Source organism: Ideonella sp. (assembly GCF_036277275.1).
In the GTDB taxonomy this organism is placed as follows: Bacteria; Pseudomonadota; Gammaproteobacteria; order Burkholderiales; family Burkholderiaceae_C; genus Ideonella.
Map to the genome: position 1 here is coordinate 1 of NZ_DASUNH010000057.1, position 15,260 is coordinate 15,260.

General features: G+C 67.7%; 16 protein-coding genes. 10 read left to right on the forward strand and 6 right to left on the reverse strand.

The genetic code is table 11. The features are described from left to right. The 4 genes from VFY73_RS10605 to VFY73_RS10620 all read left to right on the forward strand — a co-directional run. Positions 1-546: phosphate acyltransferase (locus VFY73_RS10605; RefSeq protein WP_329718424.1), on the forward strand; the 546-nt coding region annotated here is incomplete at its 5' end. 252 nt (positions 547-798) lie between these two features. After that, complete coding sequence (locus tag VFY73_RS10610; RefSeq protein WP_329718426.1) at positions 799-1,152, forward strand: ribonuclease; 354 nt, start codon at positions 799-801, stop codon at positions 1,150-1,152. Positions 1,153-1,218: 66 nt separating this feature from the next. After that, entirely contained in the window at positions 1,219-1,614 is a 396-nt protein-coding gene (locus VFY73_RS10615; RefSeq protein ID WP_329718428.1) for a barstar family protein, read from the forward strand. A 35-nt stretch (positions 1,615-1,649) separates the two neighbouring features. Continuing rightward, entirely contained in the window at positions 1,650-1,784 is a 135-nt protein-coding gene (locus tag VFY73_RS10620) for a hypothetical protein (protein ID WP_329718429.1), read from the forward strand. Between the two features lie 126 nt (positions 1,785-1,910). Here the strand turns inward: VFY73_RS10620 and rsmA are convergent, their stop codons facing one another. The 3 genes from rsmA to VFY73_RS10635 are packed head-to-tail and all read right to left on the reverse strand — an operon-like array spanning position 1,911 to position 6,256. Beyond that, on the reverse strand, positions 1,911-2,672 hold the full coding sequence (gene rsmA / locus VFY73_RS10625; protein WP_329718431.1) for a 16S rRNA (adenine(1518)-N(6)/adenine(1519)-N(6))-dimethyltransferase RsmA: 762 nt from the start codon (positions 2,670-2,672) through the stop codon (positions 1,911-1,913). Next, positions 2,673-4,013, reverse strand: coding sequence for a peptidylprolyl isomerase (locus VFY73_RS10630; protein ID WP_329718433.1), 1,341 nt, complete (start codon positions 4,011-4,013; stop codon positions 2,673-2,675). Next, the gene (locus VFY73_RS10635; RefSeq protein WP_329718435.1) at positions 4,010-6,256 is read right to left on the reverse strand and encodes an LPS-assembly protein LptD; all 2,247 of its coding nucleotides are present in this window, start codon (positions 6,254-6,256) and stop codon (positions 4,010-4,012) included. Before VFY73_RS10635 ends, VFY73_RS10630 begins: the two co-directional genes overlap by 4 nt. Before the next feature lie 188 nt (positions 6,257-6,444). On the opposite strand from VFY73_RS10635, the gene VFY73_RS10640 reads away from it, so the two are divergent. Next, a complete protein-coding gene (locus VFY73_RS10640) occupies positions 6,445-7,518 on the forward strand; it encodes an aminoglycoside phosphotransferase family protein (protein ID WP_329718437.1) in 1,074 nt (357 codons plus the stop codon). Positions 7,519-7,528: 10 nt separating this feature from the next. Here the strand turns inward: VFY73_RS10640 and VFY73_RS10645 are convergent, their stop codons facing one another. From VFY73_RS10645 to VFY73_RS10655, 3 genes are all read right to left on the reverse strand, one after another. Next, positions 7,529-8,554: a LysR family transcriptional regulator gene (locus VFY73_RS10645; protein WP_329718439.1), complete on the reverse strand. Its 1,026-nt coding sequence runs from the start codon at positions 8,552-8,554 to the stop codon at positions 7,529-7,531. A gap of 90 nt (positions 8,555-8,644) precedes the next feature. Continuing rightward, complete coding sequence (locus VFY73_RS10650; protein ID WP_329718441.1) at positions 8,645-8,968, reverse strand: PsiF family protein; 324 nt, start codon at positions 8,966-8,968, stop codon at positions 8,645-8,647. A gap of 34 nt (positions 8,969-9,002) precedes the next feature. Continuing rightward, positions 9,003-10,334 (reverse strand): serine/threonine-protein kinase, encoded by a 1,332-nt coding sequence (locus tag VFY73_RS10655; RefSeq protein WP_329718442.1) that lies wholly within the window; start codon positions 10,332-10,334, stop codon positions 9,003-9,005. Positions 10,335-10,574: 240 nt separating this feature from the next. Here VFY73_RS10655 and argS point away from each other — a divergent pair, with 240 nt between their 5' ends. The 5 genes from argS to lptB all read left to right on the forward strand — a co-directional run bounded on the left by argS (position 10,575) and on the right by lptB (position 15,260). Beyond that, the gene (argS, locus tag VFY73_RS10660) at positions 10,575-12,287 is read left to right on the forward strand and encodes an arginine--tRNA ligase (protein WP_329718444.1); all 1,713 of its coding nucleotides are present in this window, start codon (positions 10,575-10,577) and stop codon (positions 12,285-12,287) included. Continuing rightward, positions 12,284-12,991, forward strand: coding sequence for an SPOR domain-containing protein (locus tag VFY73_RS10665; protein ID WP_329718446.1), 708 nt, complete (start codon positions 12,284-12,286; stop codon positions 12,989-12,991). Before argS ends, VFY73_RS10665 begins: the two co-directional genes overlap by 4 nt. A 92-nt stretch (positions 12,992-13,083) precedes the next feature. Then, complete coding sequence (locus VFY73_RS10670) at positions 13,084-13,749, forward strand: thiol:disulfide interchange protein DsbA/DsbL (RefSeq protein ID WP_329718448.1); 666 nt, start codon at positions 13,084-13,086, stop codon at positions 13,747-13,749. 129 nt (positions 13,750-13,878) lie between these two features. Continuing rightward, positions 13,879-14,475, forward strand: a complete 597-nt coding sequence (lptA, locus tag VFY73_RS10675) for a lipopolysaccharide transport periplasmic protein LptA (RefSeq protein WP_329718450.1) — start codon at positions 13,879-13,881, stop codon at positions 14,473-14,475. Beyond that, positions 14,472-15,260 carry an LPS export ABC transporter ATP-binding protein gene (gene lptB, locus VFY73_RS10680; protein WP_329718452.1) on the forward strand — a complete coding sequence of 263 codons (789 nt, stop codon included), beginning with the start codon at positions 14,472-14,474 and terminating at the stop codon, positions 15,258-15,260. Before lptA ends, lptB begins: the two co-directional genes overlap by 4 nt.

Below are 15,260 nucleotides of genomic sequence, written 5' to 3' on the forward strand. Positions count from 1 at the left end.
CCGGTCTATGCCTGCATGAACGGGCTGATGCTGCCTGGTCGCCAGGTGTTCCTGGTGGACACCCACGTCAACGCCGACCCGAGCGCCGAGGAACTGGCCGAGATCACCGCACTCGCAGCCGAGGAGATGCGCCGCTTCGGCGTCGAGCCCAAGGCGGCGTTGCTGTCGCACTCCAACTTCGGCAGCAGCGACCACCCGAGCGCCCAGAAGATGCGGCGCGCCCTGACGCTGCTGCGCGAGCAGGCGCCGTGGCTCGAAGTCGACGGCGAGATGCACGGCGACGTGGCGCTGGACGGCCGCGCCCGCGCCGCACTGATGCCCAACACGACGCTGCACGGCGACGCCAACCTGCTGGTGCTGCCCAACATCGACGCCGCGAACATCAGCTACAACCTGCTGAAAACCGCTTCCGGCGGCGGCATTGCGATCGGCCCGGTGCTGCTGGGCGCCGCCAAACCAGTGCACATCCTGACGCCGTCAACCACCGTGCGCCGGATCGTCAACATGACGGCCTTGACCGTCGCGGACGTCAATGCGGCGCGTTGAGAATCCAATGACAATGCCGCCAATGCATTGAATTTGCAAAACTTTTCACGAAGTTAGCGAACACTCAGTCTCTTCTCCATTGCCCTAAAAAGAGGCAGTGGACTTGTGGTTTTTGCGCCCATCGGGTAGCATGCTCGCTTCAGTCTTCAGGGTAAACCCGTGGCGTACAGTGGTTCACTGCTGGTGGGTAGGTCCTTTCGAAAGTGGGGGCTCACCATCACAGCAGCGGGGCTGCTGAGTGGCGTTGCATTGGTGAACTTCAGCGCTGCGGCGAGTGCAGGCGATGGCTCTTCGAGCCAGGTCTCGCGTCCGGCGATCGGCACGGTGTCGCTTGCGGCCCTGCCGGCGGAGGCGCAGCAAACCGAGCGCTTGATCCGTTCCGGTGGCCCCTTCCCTTACGAGAAGGACGGCATCGTGTTCGGCAACCGAGAGCAACTGCTGCCGCGCCAACCGCGAGGTTTTTACCACGAGTACACCGTGCGCACGCCGGGCTCACATGACCGGGGCGCGCGGCGCATCGTGTGTGGCGGCCGCCAGCTGCGGGAACCAGAGGCCTGTTTTTATACCGAAGACCATTACGCAAGCTTCAAGCGCATCGCACCCTGACGGGACGGCAGTTGAGCAAGCGGGTACGAACGACCGGATTTTTGTTGACCAAGGAGGAACGAGACCATGCTCTTGCAGACCGTCCGTCCCAACATCGTGCAGGCGATACGCGCGTATCGGGTCGATGACCTGATGCGTTCGGCCCAGGAAGCGGGCCAGCATTTTTTGTACGCCAACCTCACCGAGGCGCAGTCCAAACAAGAGGTGCTGGACGGCATCGCGACTTCGTTCCTGTTTCCGCAGCACTTCGGCAAGAACCTGGATGCATTGTTCGACTGCATGACGGACCTGGTCCACAAGTCCGGCATCCAGCCCGGCTTCGTGGTCGTGCTCGAGCAGATCCCCGACAACTCACGCTTCGACCGTGAATCGCGCGAGCAGCTGCTCGACGTGTTCCGCGATGCGGCAGACTTTTGGGCGGAACGAAAAATACCATTCAGGTGTTTTTATTCTTTTCAGTAGCCCGCTCCCAAGAAAACGGGTCATGGGAGCGGGCGGTGGAAACGGCCCCCAACGAAACCAAGCCGGCCGCCAAGGCCAGCACGAAGACAGGCATCAACCCGAATTTCGGGATGAACATGCCGATGATGAGCAGCGCGTTCGATACCGCGATGTGGCTGAACGCGGCATGACCAGTCCAACCCCGAGGCGCCGCTGGCGCCTCCCCTTCAAGGGGGCGCTGTCAGCGGCCGGGCAAAGCCGGTTCCGCGACAGCCGCCGGAAGTGACATCAGCCCGCCTTTCGGCGGGCTTTGTCATTCAAGACAACGCTTGGGCGAGAGCGACGAACTCGCTGACTGGCACCTCTTCGGCGCGGCGCTGCAGGTCGAAGGTGCCGGTGAAGCCCTGCTCGTCGAGCCAGCGGCCGAGCGAATGGCGCAGCAGCTTGCGGCGCTGCGAAAACGCCGCTGCGACCAGCGCCTCGAAGCGCGCCGTGTCGACCGGGGCGAAATCGCGCAGCGGCACCATCCGCACCACCGCTGAATCGACCTGCGGCGGCGGGTCGAAAGCCTGCGGCGGCACGTCGATGATCGACTCGATGTCGTAGCGCCACTGCAGCATCACCGACAGCCGGCCGTAGGTCTTGCTGCCGGGCCCGGCCGCCATGCGATCGACGACCTCCTTTTGCAGCATGAAGTCCTGCTCGCTCACCCGATCGGCCCACGGCAGCAGGTGGAACAGGATGGGCGTCGAGATGTTGTAGGGCAGGTTGCCCACCACCTTCAGCAGCCCGCCGCCCAGGCGGTCGGCCAGGGCGCCGAAATCGACCTTCAGCACGTCCGACTCGACCACGTCCAGCCCGGACGTCTTGCGCAGCCGGGCGGCCAGGTCGCGGTCCAGCTCGACCACCGTCAACCGTTCGCAGCGTGCCAACAGCGGCTGCGTCAAAGCGCCGAGGCCGGGACCGATCTCGACCACGGGCTCGCCCGGGCGCGGATCGATCGCGCGCACGATCGAATCGATGATGGCGCTGTCGGTCAGGAAGTGCTGGCCGAAGCGTTTGCGCGCCTGGTGTTTCACTTATTGCTGCGGCGGCTCGCGCATCTCGATGTAGGCCCGCGAGCGCAGCTCGGTGACCCACTCGAGGTAGGCCGGCTCGAACTTCTGCTCGCGCAGCATGTTGCGCGCCTGCTCACGCAGCTCCTTCGGGTCGACCGCCACCTGCCGCCGTTCCATCACCTGGATCAGGTGCACACCGAAGCGCGACACGATCGGCGCCGACAGGCCGCCCGGCTGCAGCTTGTTCATCGTCTCTTCGAATTCCGGCACGAAGCTGCCCGGGGCCGACCAGCCCAGGTCACCGCCGCTGCTGGCGCTGCCGTCTTCCGAGTACTGGCGCGCCAGGTCTTCGAACTTGCGGTTGCCGGACAGGATCAGGTCGCGGAATTCGGCCAGGCGACGTTGCGCTGCATCGGCCGACAGCGCGGCCGACGGGCGCAGCAGGATGTGGCGGGCGCGCGTCTGCGTGACGGATGCGCCGCCGGCGTCACTGCGCGACAGCAGCTTCAGGATGTGGAAGCCCGCGCCGCTGCGCAGCGGCTCGGCGGTCACCGCGCCGACGGCCAGCGGCTTGACGGCATCGACGAACAGGTCCGGCAGCCGATCTGCCGGCTTGGCGCCGATTTCACCGCCCTTGTCCTTGTTGCCGTCTTCCGAGACCGACTTGGCCACCAGCTCGAACGGCTCGCCGCCACGCACCCGGGCCAGCGCGGCCATGATTTTCTCGCGCCGCTGGGCCACCACGTCGGGGGCGGCACCCTCGGGGACGGTGACCAGGATCTGCGCGATGTTGAGCTCGGCCGAGCCGGCCGCCTGGGTCTTGCGCGACGCGATGACGTTGTCGATCTCGGCGTCGGTGACCTTGATGCGGCTGATCACCTCGCGCTCGCGAACCCGCTCGGCCAGCATCTGGTCGCGCAGGTTGGTGCGAAAGCGCGTGTAGTCGATGCCCTCGGCCTTGAGCCGCTCGCGCAGCTTGTCGAGGGTGAGCTTGTTGGCCGCGGCCACGTTGGCCACCGCACGGTCCAGCTCGGGTTCGTCGACCTTCATGCCACTGTCGCGGGCGTACGTGATGATCACCCGCTCTTCGACCAGCGCATTCAGCACCTGCTTGCGCAGCTCATCGTCGGACGGCAAGCGGGTGCCGCTGCGGATCGCATCGAGCTTGACCCGGCTGACGCGCTGGTCGACCTCGACCTGGGTCACCAGCTCGTTGTTGACGATGGCAACGATGTAGTCGGCCGAACGGGCGGCGGGCACGCGAGCGGGCGGCGTGGCGGGTTGCTGTGCCAGGCTGGCGGTGGCAGCCAGCAGGCCGGCACAGATCGCCAGCGTGGCGCGGAAACGGGTCGGTTCGGTCATGGGGTGGGCGTCTGGAGCGAGGGCGCCGCGTCGTCGTCGCGCAGCAACTGGTAACCGGGGATATTGTCCTTCAGGACCTTGAGGGGGTTGCTGCCCAGCCGGGACAGGCCGATCAGCTCCAACTGCAGCATCCAGTGGGTGGTCGATTCGCTCGCGCCGGTCGACACCTTCTGGACCACGAAGCGGCCGATCCAGCAGCCGGCGTCGTACTCGACCCCCGCCAACGCATCGGTGACGCGGTTGTCGCGCATGCTGAAGTTGACCCGGCCGACGCCGTACAGCGTGCCCAGGCAGGCGCTGCCACCGGCCTTGGCCTCGCTGCGGTAGATCGGCCACTGCCAGCCGAGTTCAAACTGTTCGCTCAGGTCGCGGGCGTAGCGATAGGTACCTGCAAGGGTGTGGAACGGTGCCGGCTGGTAACGCACGGCAACGATCGAACGCACCGGCTTGTCGATCGCCGCACCGTACTGCACGCTGGTGTCGAAGATCCAGTTCTGCCACAGCGAGCCGGAGCCGAACAGCAACAGGTCGGACACCCGCTGGTTGCCCGGCACCTCTTCCGGCGTCAGCCGCTGGTCGCGGAACAGGAAGCGCTGGGCCACGCCCAGACGCAGGCGCTCGACGCCGGTGTCCGGCTCCTGCCAGCGGGTGGTGGCGCCCAGCGTCACCTGGTGCGCATCGGCGACCCGGTCGATGCCCGAGAAGGGGTTGTCAGCGTAGATCGAGACCGCGTTGAAGTCGCTGGCGGCGGTGTCGAACAGCGGCAACGTGCTTTGGTCCCGCCACGGCGTGTTCACATAGTGCAGGCGCGGCTCCAGGGTCTGCCGCAAGGCAAGGCCGAACAAGTCGGTGTTGCGGTCGAACCGCAGGCCGGCATCGGCGCTCAGCGTCGGGATCGTGCGGCTGGCCTCGACCCGGCCATCGCTCATCGGCACCGCCGTGCGGTAGCTGGCGGCGTTGAGCGAGACACGGGGTGTGAACCAGCCCCAGCCCTCGTCGACCGGGCGCGACAGGGCCCCCAGCAGATGCACGCGCGAACCGTCGGGTCGCCGGTCACCGACTGGCCGGTCGGCCAACTCGAACCGGTTGGCCTCCAGTTCCAGCTCCCACTGCAGGCCCCAGCCTTGATCGCCGGCCGAAGCCCCCAGCAGGCCGCCGCCGCGTACACCCACCTGCGGCACGCGCTGGTAGGGCGGCAGGATGGTGTCGGCGTCTTGCAGCACCTGCCAGCCCTGCACCCGCGAGTAGACGTCGAGGGCCCAGTCGGCACCCCACTCGAAACGGCGCTCGATCTGCGCCGCCTGGGGCAGCAACCGGCGCGTCAAGCTCGGCAACTGGTTGGCGAAATCCTTCCAGTAGTCGTCGTCGCTGGCGCGCATCCAGCCAGCGTCATAGCGCCACGCGTTGTCGATGTGACCACTGTGGAACCATTCGTAGCCATGGCGCTCCCGCCCGGCCACGCGGTCGTGCGGAATGGTGTGGACCTCGAAGCGGCCTTCGTCACTCGGCTGCAGGTAGCGGAACTCGGCCTGCAGCCCCGGCCCGCGTCGCGACGCAAACGATGGCGTCGTCGTCAGGTCGTAGTTGGGGGCCAGGTTCCAGTAGTATGGCACCATCAGCGCCAGGCCGCCGCGGTTGTCGCTGTCGAACTCGGGCGGCAGCCAGCCGGACTTGCGCGCTTCGGTGGCCGGAAAGCTGATCGCCGGCGCGGCCAGGATCGGCACACCCAGGAAGCGCAACACAGCGCCGTGGGCGACGCCTTCGTTGTTCTCGAAGTCCAATTCCAGCTTGTCGGCCGACAGCACCCAGTCAGGCGTGGCGTCGCCGTCGCGCGGACAGCTGGTGTAGTCCGCACGGCGGGCGCTCATGCGCTTGTCGCCGACGAAGTCGAGCCGGCGCGCGCGACCACCGGCGCCGGTGCGTTCGAAGTGGTACTCGGGCTTGAGCACATAGCCCTCGCGCGAACCGAGATTGAACTCGGCCTCGGTGCCGCTGAAACGGTCACCGTCGCGCCGCAGGCTGACGTGGCCGGTCACCTTGGCCCATTGGGTGGCCGCGTTGTAGTGCAGCAGGTCGGCACTGAGCGTCAGGTTGCCCTGGCGCAGCTCGACCTCTCCCTCGGCGATGGTTTCCTGGTCCAGCGTGCTGCGCACCGAGCGTGCGCTCAACTCGGCCGGCAACTGGCGGGCCGCCTCGGCCGCGACCGCGCCGCCGCAGGCCAGCGCGCAGGCGGTGGCCAACACGCTCCAGGCGGCAGCAGGGCGGGGAAGGGGGACGATCGTTGCCCGAGGGCGATGAAGAGGCAGGCGCAGCAAGCGGGGGGCCACCAGTGATGGTGCTCCTGCGCAGCACCGGGAACGGATCGCGCGCGAGCAGGCGGGGGGCGTCTCTAGAATCGGGCCGGATTATCCATGGCCTGCCCGGGACACCTGTGACGACTTCTTCTTCCCCCGCAACACCGTCGTCGACCGATCCCGTCACCTGGGCCGATGCCGAGCGGCAGGCGGCCTTCGAACGGTGGCTGGCGCCGCTGGCGGCCGCCCAGGGCTGGCTGCCGACGAGCCTGCGCGTGGCATCGGCCGACGCCAGCATGCGCCGCTACCTGCGCATCGACGGCCCCGGCGGCCGCAGCGCCATCGTGATGGACGCTCCGCCGACGCTGATCGACAGCCGCCCCTTCCTCGCCATGGCAGCACGCATCACGGCCGCCGGTTTGCATGCGCCGCAAGTGCTGGCGGCCGATCCCGAGCAGGGTTTCGTGCTGCTGTCCGACCTCGGCACCCGGCCTTACCTGGACGCGCTGCGCGAGGCCGACAGCGCCGAGGCCAACCGGCTGATGCGCGACGCGATCCGCGCGCTGGTGCATTGGCAATCCAGCATCGATGCGAGCGCGTTGCCGCCCTACGACGAAGCCTTCCTTCGACGCGAGCTGGCGATCTTTCCCGAATGGTGCGTGCAGCGCGAATTCGGCATCGAGTGGAACGAGGCCCAGCAGGCGCGCTGGCGGCAGGTCTGCGACACGTTGGTGGCCGGCGCGCTGGCGCAGCCGGTGGTCGCCGTGCACCGCGACTACATGCCGCGCAACCTGATGGTGGCCGATCCCAACCCCGGCATCCTGGACTTTCAGGACGCGCTGGCCGGCCCGATCAGCTACGACATCGCGTCGCTGCTGCGCGACGCCTTCATTTCCTGGGACGAAGAGCACGAACTCGACTGGGCCGTGCGCTACTGGGAGGCGGCGCGCAAGGCCGGTTTGCCGGTCGACGAGGACTTCGGCGAGTTCTGGCGTCAGCTCGAATGGATGGGCCTGCAGCGCCATCTGAAGGTGATGGGCATCTTCTGTCGCCTGAAGCACCGCGATGGCAAGCCCCACTACCGGGACGACCTGCCACGCTTCTTCGCCTATGCCACCAAAGTGGCGCTGCGTTATCGCCCGCTGGCGCCGCTGCTGGCCCTGATCGAACCGATGAACCAGCAGAAGCTCGCGTCGGGCTACACCTTCTAGGCCCGCTGCTTCAGGCGTCTTCGGGCGCGGCTTCGGGCGCCTCGGCGTTGGTCAGCGCGGCCGCCGTCTCACAACCGGGGTTGGTTTCGCACCCGGCAGCGGCCAGCCACGGATCACGGTCTTCGCCGCCGAAGATCTGGATCAGGAAGTCCATCATCACCCGCGTGCGGGCCGGCACGTGCTGGCGCGTCGGCATGCCGACCCACAGCGTCGCGCTTTGCAGCCGCCAGGCCGGCAGCACACGCTCCAGCGCATGCTCCATCAGCGCGTCTTCGACGACGAAGGACGGCAGCCCGGCCACGCCCAGCCCGGCCAGTGCGGCGGCATAGTTGGTGTCCGTGTTCAGCGTACTGAGCACGCCGCGCTTGGGCATCGCGTGGAAGGTTTCGCCGCCACCCGCGCCGTCTTCGTCGAAACGGCCACGGTAGAAGGTCACGCCCCGCTGCAGGTCCGACAGCGGCGGGATCAGCACATCGTGGTCCGCCAGCTCGCGCGGGTGTTTGGGCCGGCCGCGCCGGTCCAGATAATCCGGCGCCGCGACCGTCACGACTTCGGCACGCGCCAGCCGGCGTGCGATGAAGTTGCCGTCCAGCGGCTTGCGCAAGGCCATCACGGTCAGATCGAAGCTGTCGTCCACCGTTTCGACCGCCCCGCTGGCGACGATTTCGATCGACACCAACGGGTATTTGGCGCGAAAGCGCGGCAGGTGCTTGGCCAACTGGTGCACCGCCACCGCGGGCGGCATCAGCAACCGCACCGGGCCGCGGGGCTCGGCGACCGAAGCCTGGGCCAAGGCCTCGGCCTCGTCGACATCGGCCAGGATGCGGCGCACCCTTTCGAGGTAGTTCTCGCCGACCTCGGTCAGCGCCGTGCGGCGCGTCGTGCGGTTCATCAACCGCGCGCCGAGGTGCTCCTCAAGTTCGGCCACCAGCCGGGTGACCACCGCAGGCGCAAGGTCCAGCGCACGCGCCGCCCCAGCGAAACTGCCTTCATCGACAACGCGGGCGAACACCCGCATGGCGCGCAGGGAATCCATGCGCCGATTATTGCGCCGCCAAGCAAAGTTGGGGAATGGCGGGGACTTTTATTTCTCGAACGTGAATCGAGCGTCGGCAAGCCCGGCGGGTCAGCTCGACAGGCAGGTCTTCATGAAAGCCTTGCGGTCGTCGCCCTTCATGCCCTTGGCCTGCTCGCTGCACGAGCGCATCTTGCCGGTCTGCGAGGCACGCTTGGCCGCCAGGCATTCCTTCATGAAGGCCTTGCGCTCGTCGCCGGTCTTGCTGGTGGCTTGCTCACTGCAATGGGCCACCTTTTCCTGCTGCGGCGTCTTGGCCGGTGCAGAAGCCACCGGCTCGGGTACCGGGGCAGCGGGTGCCTGAGCCTGCACGGACAACGGCAGCGCGGTGGCGACGGCCAGGGCCAGGGCCAGCGCAGCGAGCAGCTTGTTCATCGTTGATTCCCCTTTTTCGCGGCACGGCCGCACGTCACATGATTTTTCTCGGATGGGCCAACGCCTCGTGCGCGGCGTGCAGGCGGCGCACCAACACCTTGATGAAGGCCTCGTCGAAACGGTGCCGGGTGTCCGGACTGAGTTGGGCCAGGCTCTCCGGATTGAACGACACCGTGGTACACGGTTCGGAGACGATCACGTCGGTGGCGTGCTTGCGCAGCTCGGCGCTGGGGGCCAGATAGGCCATCTCGCCGACCGAGGTGCCGGCGCCCAGCCGGGCGACGCGCTCGCCGTCGCGGTGGACCTCGACCTCGCCTTGCGCGATGCAGTAGAACTGCTTGCCCTCCTGGCCGCGCTTGAAGACGCGGTGGCCGAACGGAAAGCGCTGCCAACGCGCGCGGTGCACCACCTCCCACAGCTCGACATCGCCGAAGTCGGCGAAGAACTCCATCTCGCGCAACAGGTTGAAGCGCTCCGAGTCGAGCACCCGCTGCAACTGGCCGCGAGGCACCTCATGGTTGGTGATCAGCGCCGACAGCGACTGCGCGAACTGGTCCCAGTCTTCCGGCCGATCGGCCGGCGATTTGGCCAGCGCCCCGCGAATGGTCTGGTCCAGCGCCGGGCTGACGCCCTCGCGCATGCCGGTCAATGGCTGCGGCTCGGCGTGGCAGATCATGTTCAGCAGGGCCGCGTGGCTTTCGGCCTCGAACGGCGGGCGGCCGGCGATCATGTGGTACAGCACCGCGGCCAGCGAGTAGATGTCGGCCCGGCCATCCAGCGTCGAGCCTTCGAGCTGCTCGGGCGACATGTAGGCCAGCGAGCCGACGCGGTGGATCTGGGTGCGGTCGGCGCCCAGGTTCAGCACACTGCCGAAGTCGGTCAACTTGATGTCCAGCACCTCGGGCCCGTCGGTGAGCGCCAGGATGTTGGCCGGCTTCACATCGCGGTGGATCAGGCCCTGGCGATAGACATACCCCAGCGCCATCGCACACTTGAAGCCGATTTCGACCACTTGCTCCAGCGGCAGCAGCCGGTCTTGCTGGCAGAACACCCGCAGCGTCACGCCGGGCACGTACTCCATCACCAGGTAGGGCGAGACCGGGTCGTCGACCGCGTCGTGGATCTGCACCACGTTCGGGTGGTTCAGCCGCCCCACCAGTGCCGCCTCGGCGGCAAAGAAGTGTGACGAGAAGTGCACGTCGGCTTCAGAACGCCCGGCGCTCGGGCGCACCCGCTTGATCGCCACCTCGCGGTTGTTGAAGTCGTCGAAGGCCAGGAAGACTTCGCTGGTCGCCCCTTCGCCCAGCTTTTGCAGCACCCGGTACTTGCCGATGGTCGGCGGGTCGTCCGGGTCCAGCCGCGGCATCGCCACGGTGGCCTGCCCACGCGACCGGGAACGCGACGAACTCGTCGTCGCCGCAGTGGTGGACGTGGAGGTCGACGTCGGCGAGGATCGGGTGCGGGAAGTGGAAGACGCCACGTTGCTGTGCTTGAGCCTGGCGATAAGTCGAATGACGACAGCCAGGGTAACAGGGCCCCCCCGACCCTCGCAACCGCCACGGCCCGACACGGCCTTCAGCGACGCCAACTTAGAATTCACCGCATCATGATCCAAGCCAAGGCAGAGCTGCAGCTCGCGCTGGCTCGCGCCGTGGCGCAGCTGGCTCCCGACCATCCGGTCACACCGATTTTCGAATCGCCGAAACAGGCCGCCCATGGCGACCTGGCCATCACGGTGGCGATGCAACTGGCCAAGCCGCTGAAGAGCAACCCGCGCGCACTGGCCGAGGCGTTGGTGGCTACGCTGAATGCGCAGCCCGAGGTGCAGCGCTGGGTCTCGTCGCTCGAGATCGCCGGCCCCGGCTTCATCAACCTGCGTCTGTCGCCGGCGGCCAAGCAGGCCGTGGTGGCCGAGGTACGCCAGGCCGGCGAGGCCTTCGGCCGCCAGCCGGCCAACGGCCAGAAGCTGATGGTCGAGTTCGTCTCGGCCAACCCGACCGGCCCGTTGCACGTCGGCCACGGCCGTCAGGGCGCACTGGGCGACTCGATCTGTCACCTGTTCGAGACCCAGGGTTGGGACGTCACGCGCGAGTTCTACTACAACGACGCGGGTGTGCAGATCGCGACACTGGCGACCTCGACGCAGTACCGCATCAAGGGCCTCAAACCCGGTGATGCCGGCTGGCCCGAGGCGGCCTACAACGGCGACTACATCGCCGACATCGCGGCCGATTTCATGGCCGGCAAGACCGTCAAGGCCGACGACCGCGAATTCACCGCGTCAGGCAACCCGGACGACCTGGACAGCATCCGCCAGTTCGCGGTGGCCTACCTGCGCCACGAGCAGGACCTGGACCTGCAGGCCTTTGGCGTGCACTTCGACAACTACTTCCTCGAGTCGAGCCTGTATTCCAGCGGCCGCGTGGCCGACACGATCGCGCGGCTGGAGAAGTCGGGCAAGACCTTCGAGGAAGGCGGCGCACTGTGGCTGCGCACCACCGACTACGGTGACGACAAGGACCGCGTGATGCGCAAGTCCGACGGCACCTACACCTACTTTCTGCCCGATGTCGCCTACCACCTGAACAAGTGGGAACGCGGCTTCACGAAGGTCATCAACGTGCAGGGCACCGACCACCACGGCACCATCGCCCGCGTGCGCGGCGGCGTGCAGGCGGCCGGCATGGGCGTGCCCCCGGGCTACCCGGACTACGTGCTGCACAAGATGGTCACGGTGATGAAGGGCGGCCAGGAGGTCAAGATCTCCAAACGCTCGGGCAGCTACGTGACGCTGCGCGACCTGATCGACTGGACCAGCCGCGACGCGGTGCGCTTCTTCCTGATCAGCCGCAAGGCCGACACCGAGTTCGTCTTCGACGTCGACCTGGCGCTGAAGCAGAACGACGAGAACCCGGTGTTCTACGTGCAGTACGCCCATGCCCGCATCTGCTCGGTGCTGGCCAAGGCGGCCGAGCAGGGCCACAACGACGCGGCCATCGCGGCGGCCGACCTGTCGCTGCTCACCGCGCCGAGCGAGCTCGCGTTGATGCTCAAGCTCGCCGACTACCCCGGCATGCTCAGCGCCGCGGCGCGCGACATGGCGCCGCATGACGTTGCTTTCTACCTGCGAGACCTCGCGGCGGCCTACCACGGCTACTATGCCGCCGAGCGTTTTCTGGTCGACGACGCGGCGCTGGCCCGGGCACGGCTGGCGCTGCTGGACGCGACGCGCCAGGTGCTGCGCAATGCGCTCGCGCTGTTGGGCGTCAGTGCACCAAACGCGATGTCACGAGATCAACCCGTTGCGGAGACCGCATGAGTGTGCATACCGGAAGCCCGACGCCAAGACGGCGCGCAGGCTTCGCGAAACAACGCGGCGGCTTCGCCGTGGGCCTGATCGTCGGCCTGCTGATCGGCCTGGCGCTGGCGCTGGGTGTGGCGCTGTACATCGCCAAGGTGCCTTCGCCCTTCCACGACAAGGTGCCGCACCGCACCCCGGAGCAAGAGGCCGCCGAGGCCGAGAAGATGCGCAACTGGGACCCGAACGCGGGCCTGGCAGGCAAGGCAGGGCCGGCGTCGCGGCCGCCCACCGGCTTGGCGCCGGCACCCGCCCCGGTGCCTTTGCCCGGCAGCGACGGCCGTCCGGTTCGCCAGGGAACCCCCGAGGCGATCACCCCGCCACCGGCCGGCCCCAAGTCCAACCGCGATGCGGCCGCCATCCTAGCCGGCGAACCGGTGCCGGGCGCCAAACCACCCGCGGTGCCGCGCCCCGGCGGTGACCCCTTCCTGTACTTCGTGCAGGTGGGCGCCTACTCCAGCGCCGACGACGCCGAGCAGCAGCGTGCCAAGCTGGCGTTGCAGGGCTTCGGCGCCAAGATCTCCGAGCGCGAGCAAGGGGGCCGCACGATCCACCGCGTGCGCCTGGGCCCATTCGACAGCCAGGCCGAGGCCGCCACGCAACAAGAACGCCTGAAGGCCGGCGGCGTCGATGCGGCGCTGGTGCGCCAGGAGCGCAATCCCTGAATACCGACGGCCGGCGGAACTCCTCGCCCGCCGCGGCATCCACGTTTCACCCCCCGGCCGTGACTGGCCGCTGACCTGCCCTGAGGATCTTCGTGAAGCACACCTGCATCAACCGGCGTGAATTCAACGCCATCGGCTTGACCGGACCCCTCGGCCTGTTGGCCGGCATCGGCGCCCCGGCCGCCTACGCACAGGGCGGCCCGGTCGAAGGCACCCACTACCAGAAGCTGGCCCAGGCGGTGCCGCTGACCAGCACCGGCAAGGTCGAAGTGGCCGAGTTCTTCTGGTATGGCTGCCCGCATTGCTATGCCCTCGAACCTTTCGTCGAGCAGTGGGCCGCCAAGCTGCCGGCGGACGTGAGCTTCCGCCGTGTCCCGGTGGGCTTCGCACCGCAGCACGAGTTCCACCAGAAGGTGTTCTACGCGCTGGAGGCCATGGGGCAGCTGGGCAACCTGCACCGCAAGTTCTTCGACGCCATCCACAAGGACCACAAGCGCATGGCGACCGAGCCTGAACTCGTGGCCTTCGCCAACGCCAACGGGCTGGACAGCGCCAAGTTCACGGAGACGATGAAATCGTTTACCGTGATCGGCAAGGCGCGCCAGGCCAAGCAGTTGTCCGACGCCTACCGTGTGGACGGCGTGCCGATGGTCGGCGTGCAAGGCCGCTTCACGACCTCGTCCACGATGGCCGGCGGCGCGGAGCGGACTTTCGTGGTGGTGGATTTCCTGATCGGCAAGGTACGCCAGGCGGCCTGAGCACCCTGGACGGTGCCGCTCGCCCGAACCATTGACGCGCCCCTGTAAAGGTACCCCACCGGCGTGCGTTCGGCATCGATCGGGGTGGTGCAGGGGCTAGAATGGCCTGCAAGTTTCATGCCGCAAGCCATGCGCCCGACCACCTCCTTTCGCCTTTTGCCTGCCGCCTTGATCGCCGCGGCCCTGCTGGCCGCTGGCGCGGGGCTGCCGGCCCATGCCGAAAAGGCGGACCGCGGCAAGCCGCTGGTGGTCGAAAGTGACGGCTCCCAGTCCGCCACGGTCGACCTGAAAACCAAGCTGACCACCATCAGCGGCCATGTTGTCGTGACCCAGGGCACGCTGCAGATCAAGGCCGACCGGATCGAGGTCCGAGAGGGCACCCCGGGCCGCTACCAGGCCAATGCGCTGGGCTCGAGCGCCCAGTCGGCCACCTTCCGCCAGAAACGCGACCGGGTCGACGAGTTCGTCGAAGCCGAGGCCGAGCGGATCGAATACGACGGCGCGGCCGAGAAAGTGCGCTTCGTCGGCAATGCCAAGCTTCGCGTCGTACGCCCCAGCGGCCCGCCGGACGAAGCCAATGCCGCGGTGATCACCTACGACCAGCGCAGCGACACCATCGTCTTCGAAGGTGGGCCCCCGGCGACCCCGGGCGAATCGCCCGGCCGGGCCCGCTTGGTGTTCATCCCGCGCGGCGCCGATCAGGCCGCGTCGGAGCCCTCGAAGTGAACGCCCCCTTGCCCGATGTCGCGACGCTGGCTGGTGCTGCCGGTACCAGCCGGCTCGAAGCCAGCGGCCTGCGCAAGAGTTATGGCGCGCGCATGGTGGTCAAGGACGTCCATCTGGCCGTCGGTGCCGGCGAGGTCATCGGCCTGCTGGGCCCCAACGGCGCCGGCAAGACGACCACGTTCTACATGGTCGTCGGCCTGGTGCGCTGCGACGCGGGTTCGATCCGCATCGACGGTGTCGCCGTCGAGCGCAAGCCGATCCACCAGCGCTCGCGCCTGGGCCTGAGCTACCTGCCGCAGGAAGCGTCGATCTTCCGCAAGCTGACGGTGGAAGAAAACATCCGCGCAGTGCTCGAGCTGCAGCTGGACGAACGTGGCAAGCCGCTGGCCACCGCCGAGATCAACCGCCAACTCGACACGCTGTTGCACGACCTGAGCCTGAACGGCCTGCGCGATTCGCCGGCGCCGGCTCTGTCGGGCGGTGAGCGGCGCCGGGTCGAGATCGCCCGTGCGCTGGCGACGCAACCGCGCTTCATCCTGCTCGACGAGCCGTTCGCCGGCGTGGACCCGATCGCCGTGATCGAGATCCAGCGCATCATCGGCTTTCTCAAATCACGTGGCATCGGTGTGCTGATCACCGACCACAACGTGCGCGAAACACTCGGTATCTGTGACCGCGCCTACATCATCAGCGAAGGCAGCGTGCTGGCCGAAGGCACGCCGGACCACATCATCGAGAACCCGGACGTGCGCCGGGTGTACCTCGGCGAACACTTCAAAATGTAG

What these genes read in the sequence shown, in the direction of transcription:
- VFY73_RS10655 (WP_329718442.1), bottom strand. Translation starts at nt 10,334, where the DNA reads ATGCCGCGGCTGGACCCGGACGACCCGCCGACCATCGGCAAGTACCGG.
- VFY73_RS10650 (WP_329718441.1), bottom strand. Translation starts at nt 8,968, where the DNA reads ATGAACAAGCTGCTCGCTGCGCTGGCCCTGGCCCTGGCCGTCGCCACC.
- VFY73_RS10645 (WP_329718439.1), bottom strand. Translation starts at nt 8,554, where the DNA reads ATGGATTCCCTGCGCGCCATGCGGGTGTTCGCCCGCGTTGTCGATGAA.
- VFY73_RS10630 (WP_329718433.1), bottom strand. Translation starts at nt 4,013, where the DNA reads ATGACCGAACCGACCCGTTTCCGCGCCACGCTGGCGATCTGTGCCGGC.
- lptA (WP_329718450.1), top strand. Translation starts at nt 13,879, where the DNA reads ATGCGCCCGACCACCTCCTTTCGCCTTTTGCCTGCCGCCTTGATCGCC.
- VFY73_RS10615 (WP_329718428.1), top strand. Translation starts at nt 1,219, where the DNA reads ATGCTCTTGCAGACCGTCCGTCCCAACATCGTGCAGGCGATACGCGCG.
- VFY73_RS10665 (WP_329718446.1), top strand. Translation starts at nt 12,284, where the DNA reads ATGAGTGTGCATACCGGAAGCCCGACGCCAAGACGGCGCGCAGGCTTC.
- argS (WP_329718444.1), top strand. Translation starts at nt 10,575, where the DNA reads ATGATCCAAGCCAAGGCAGAGCTGCAGCTCGCGCTGGCTCGCGCCGTG.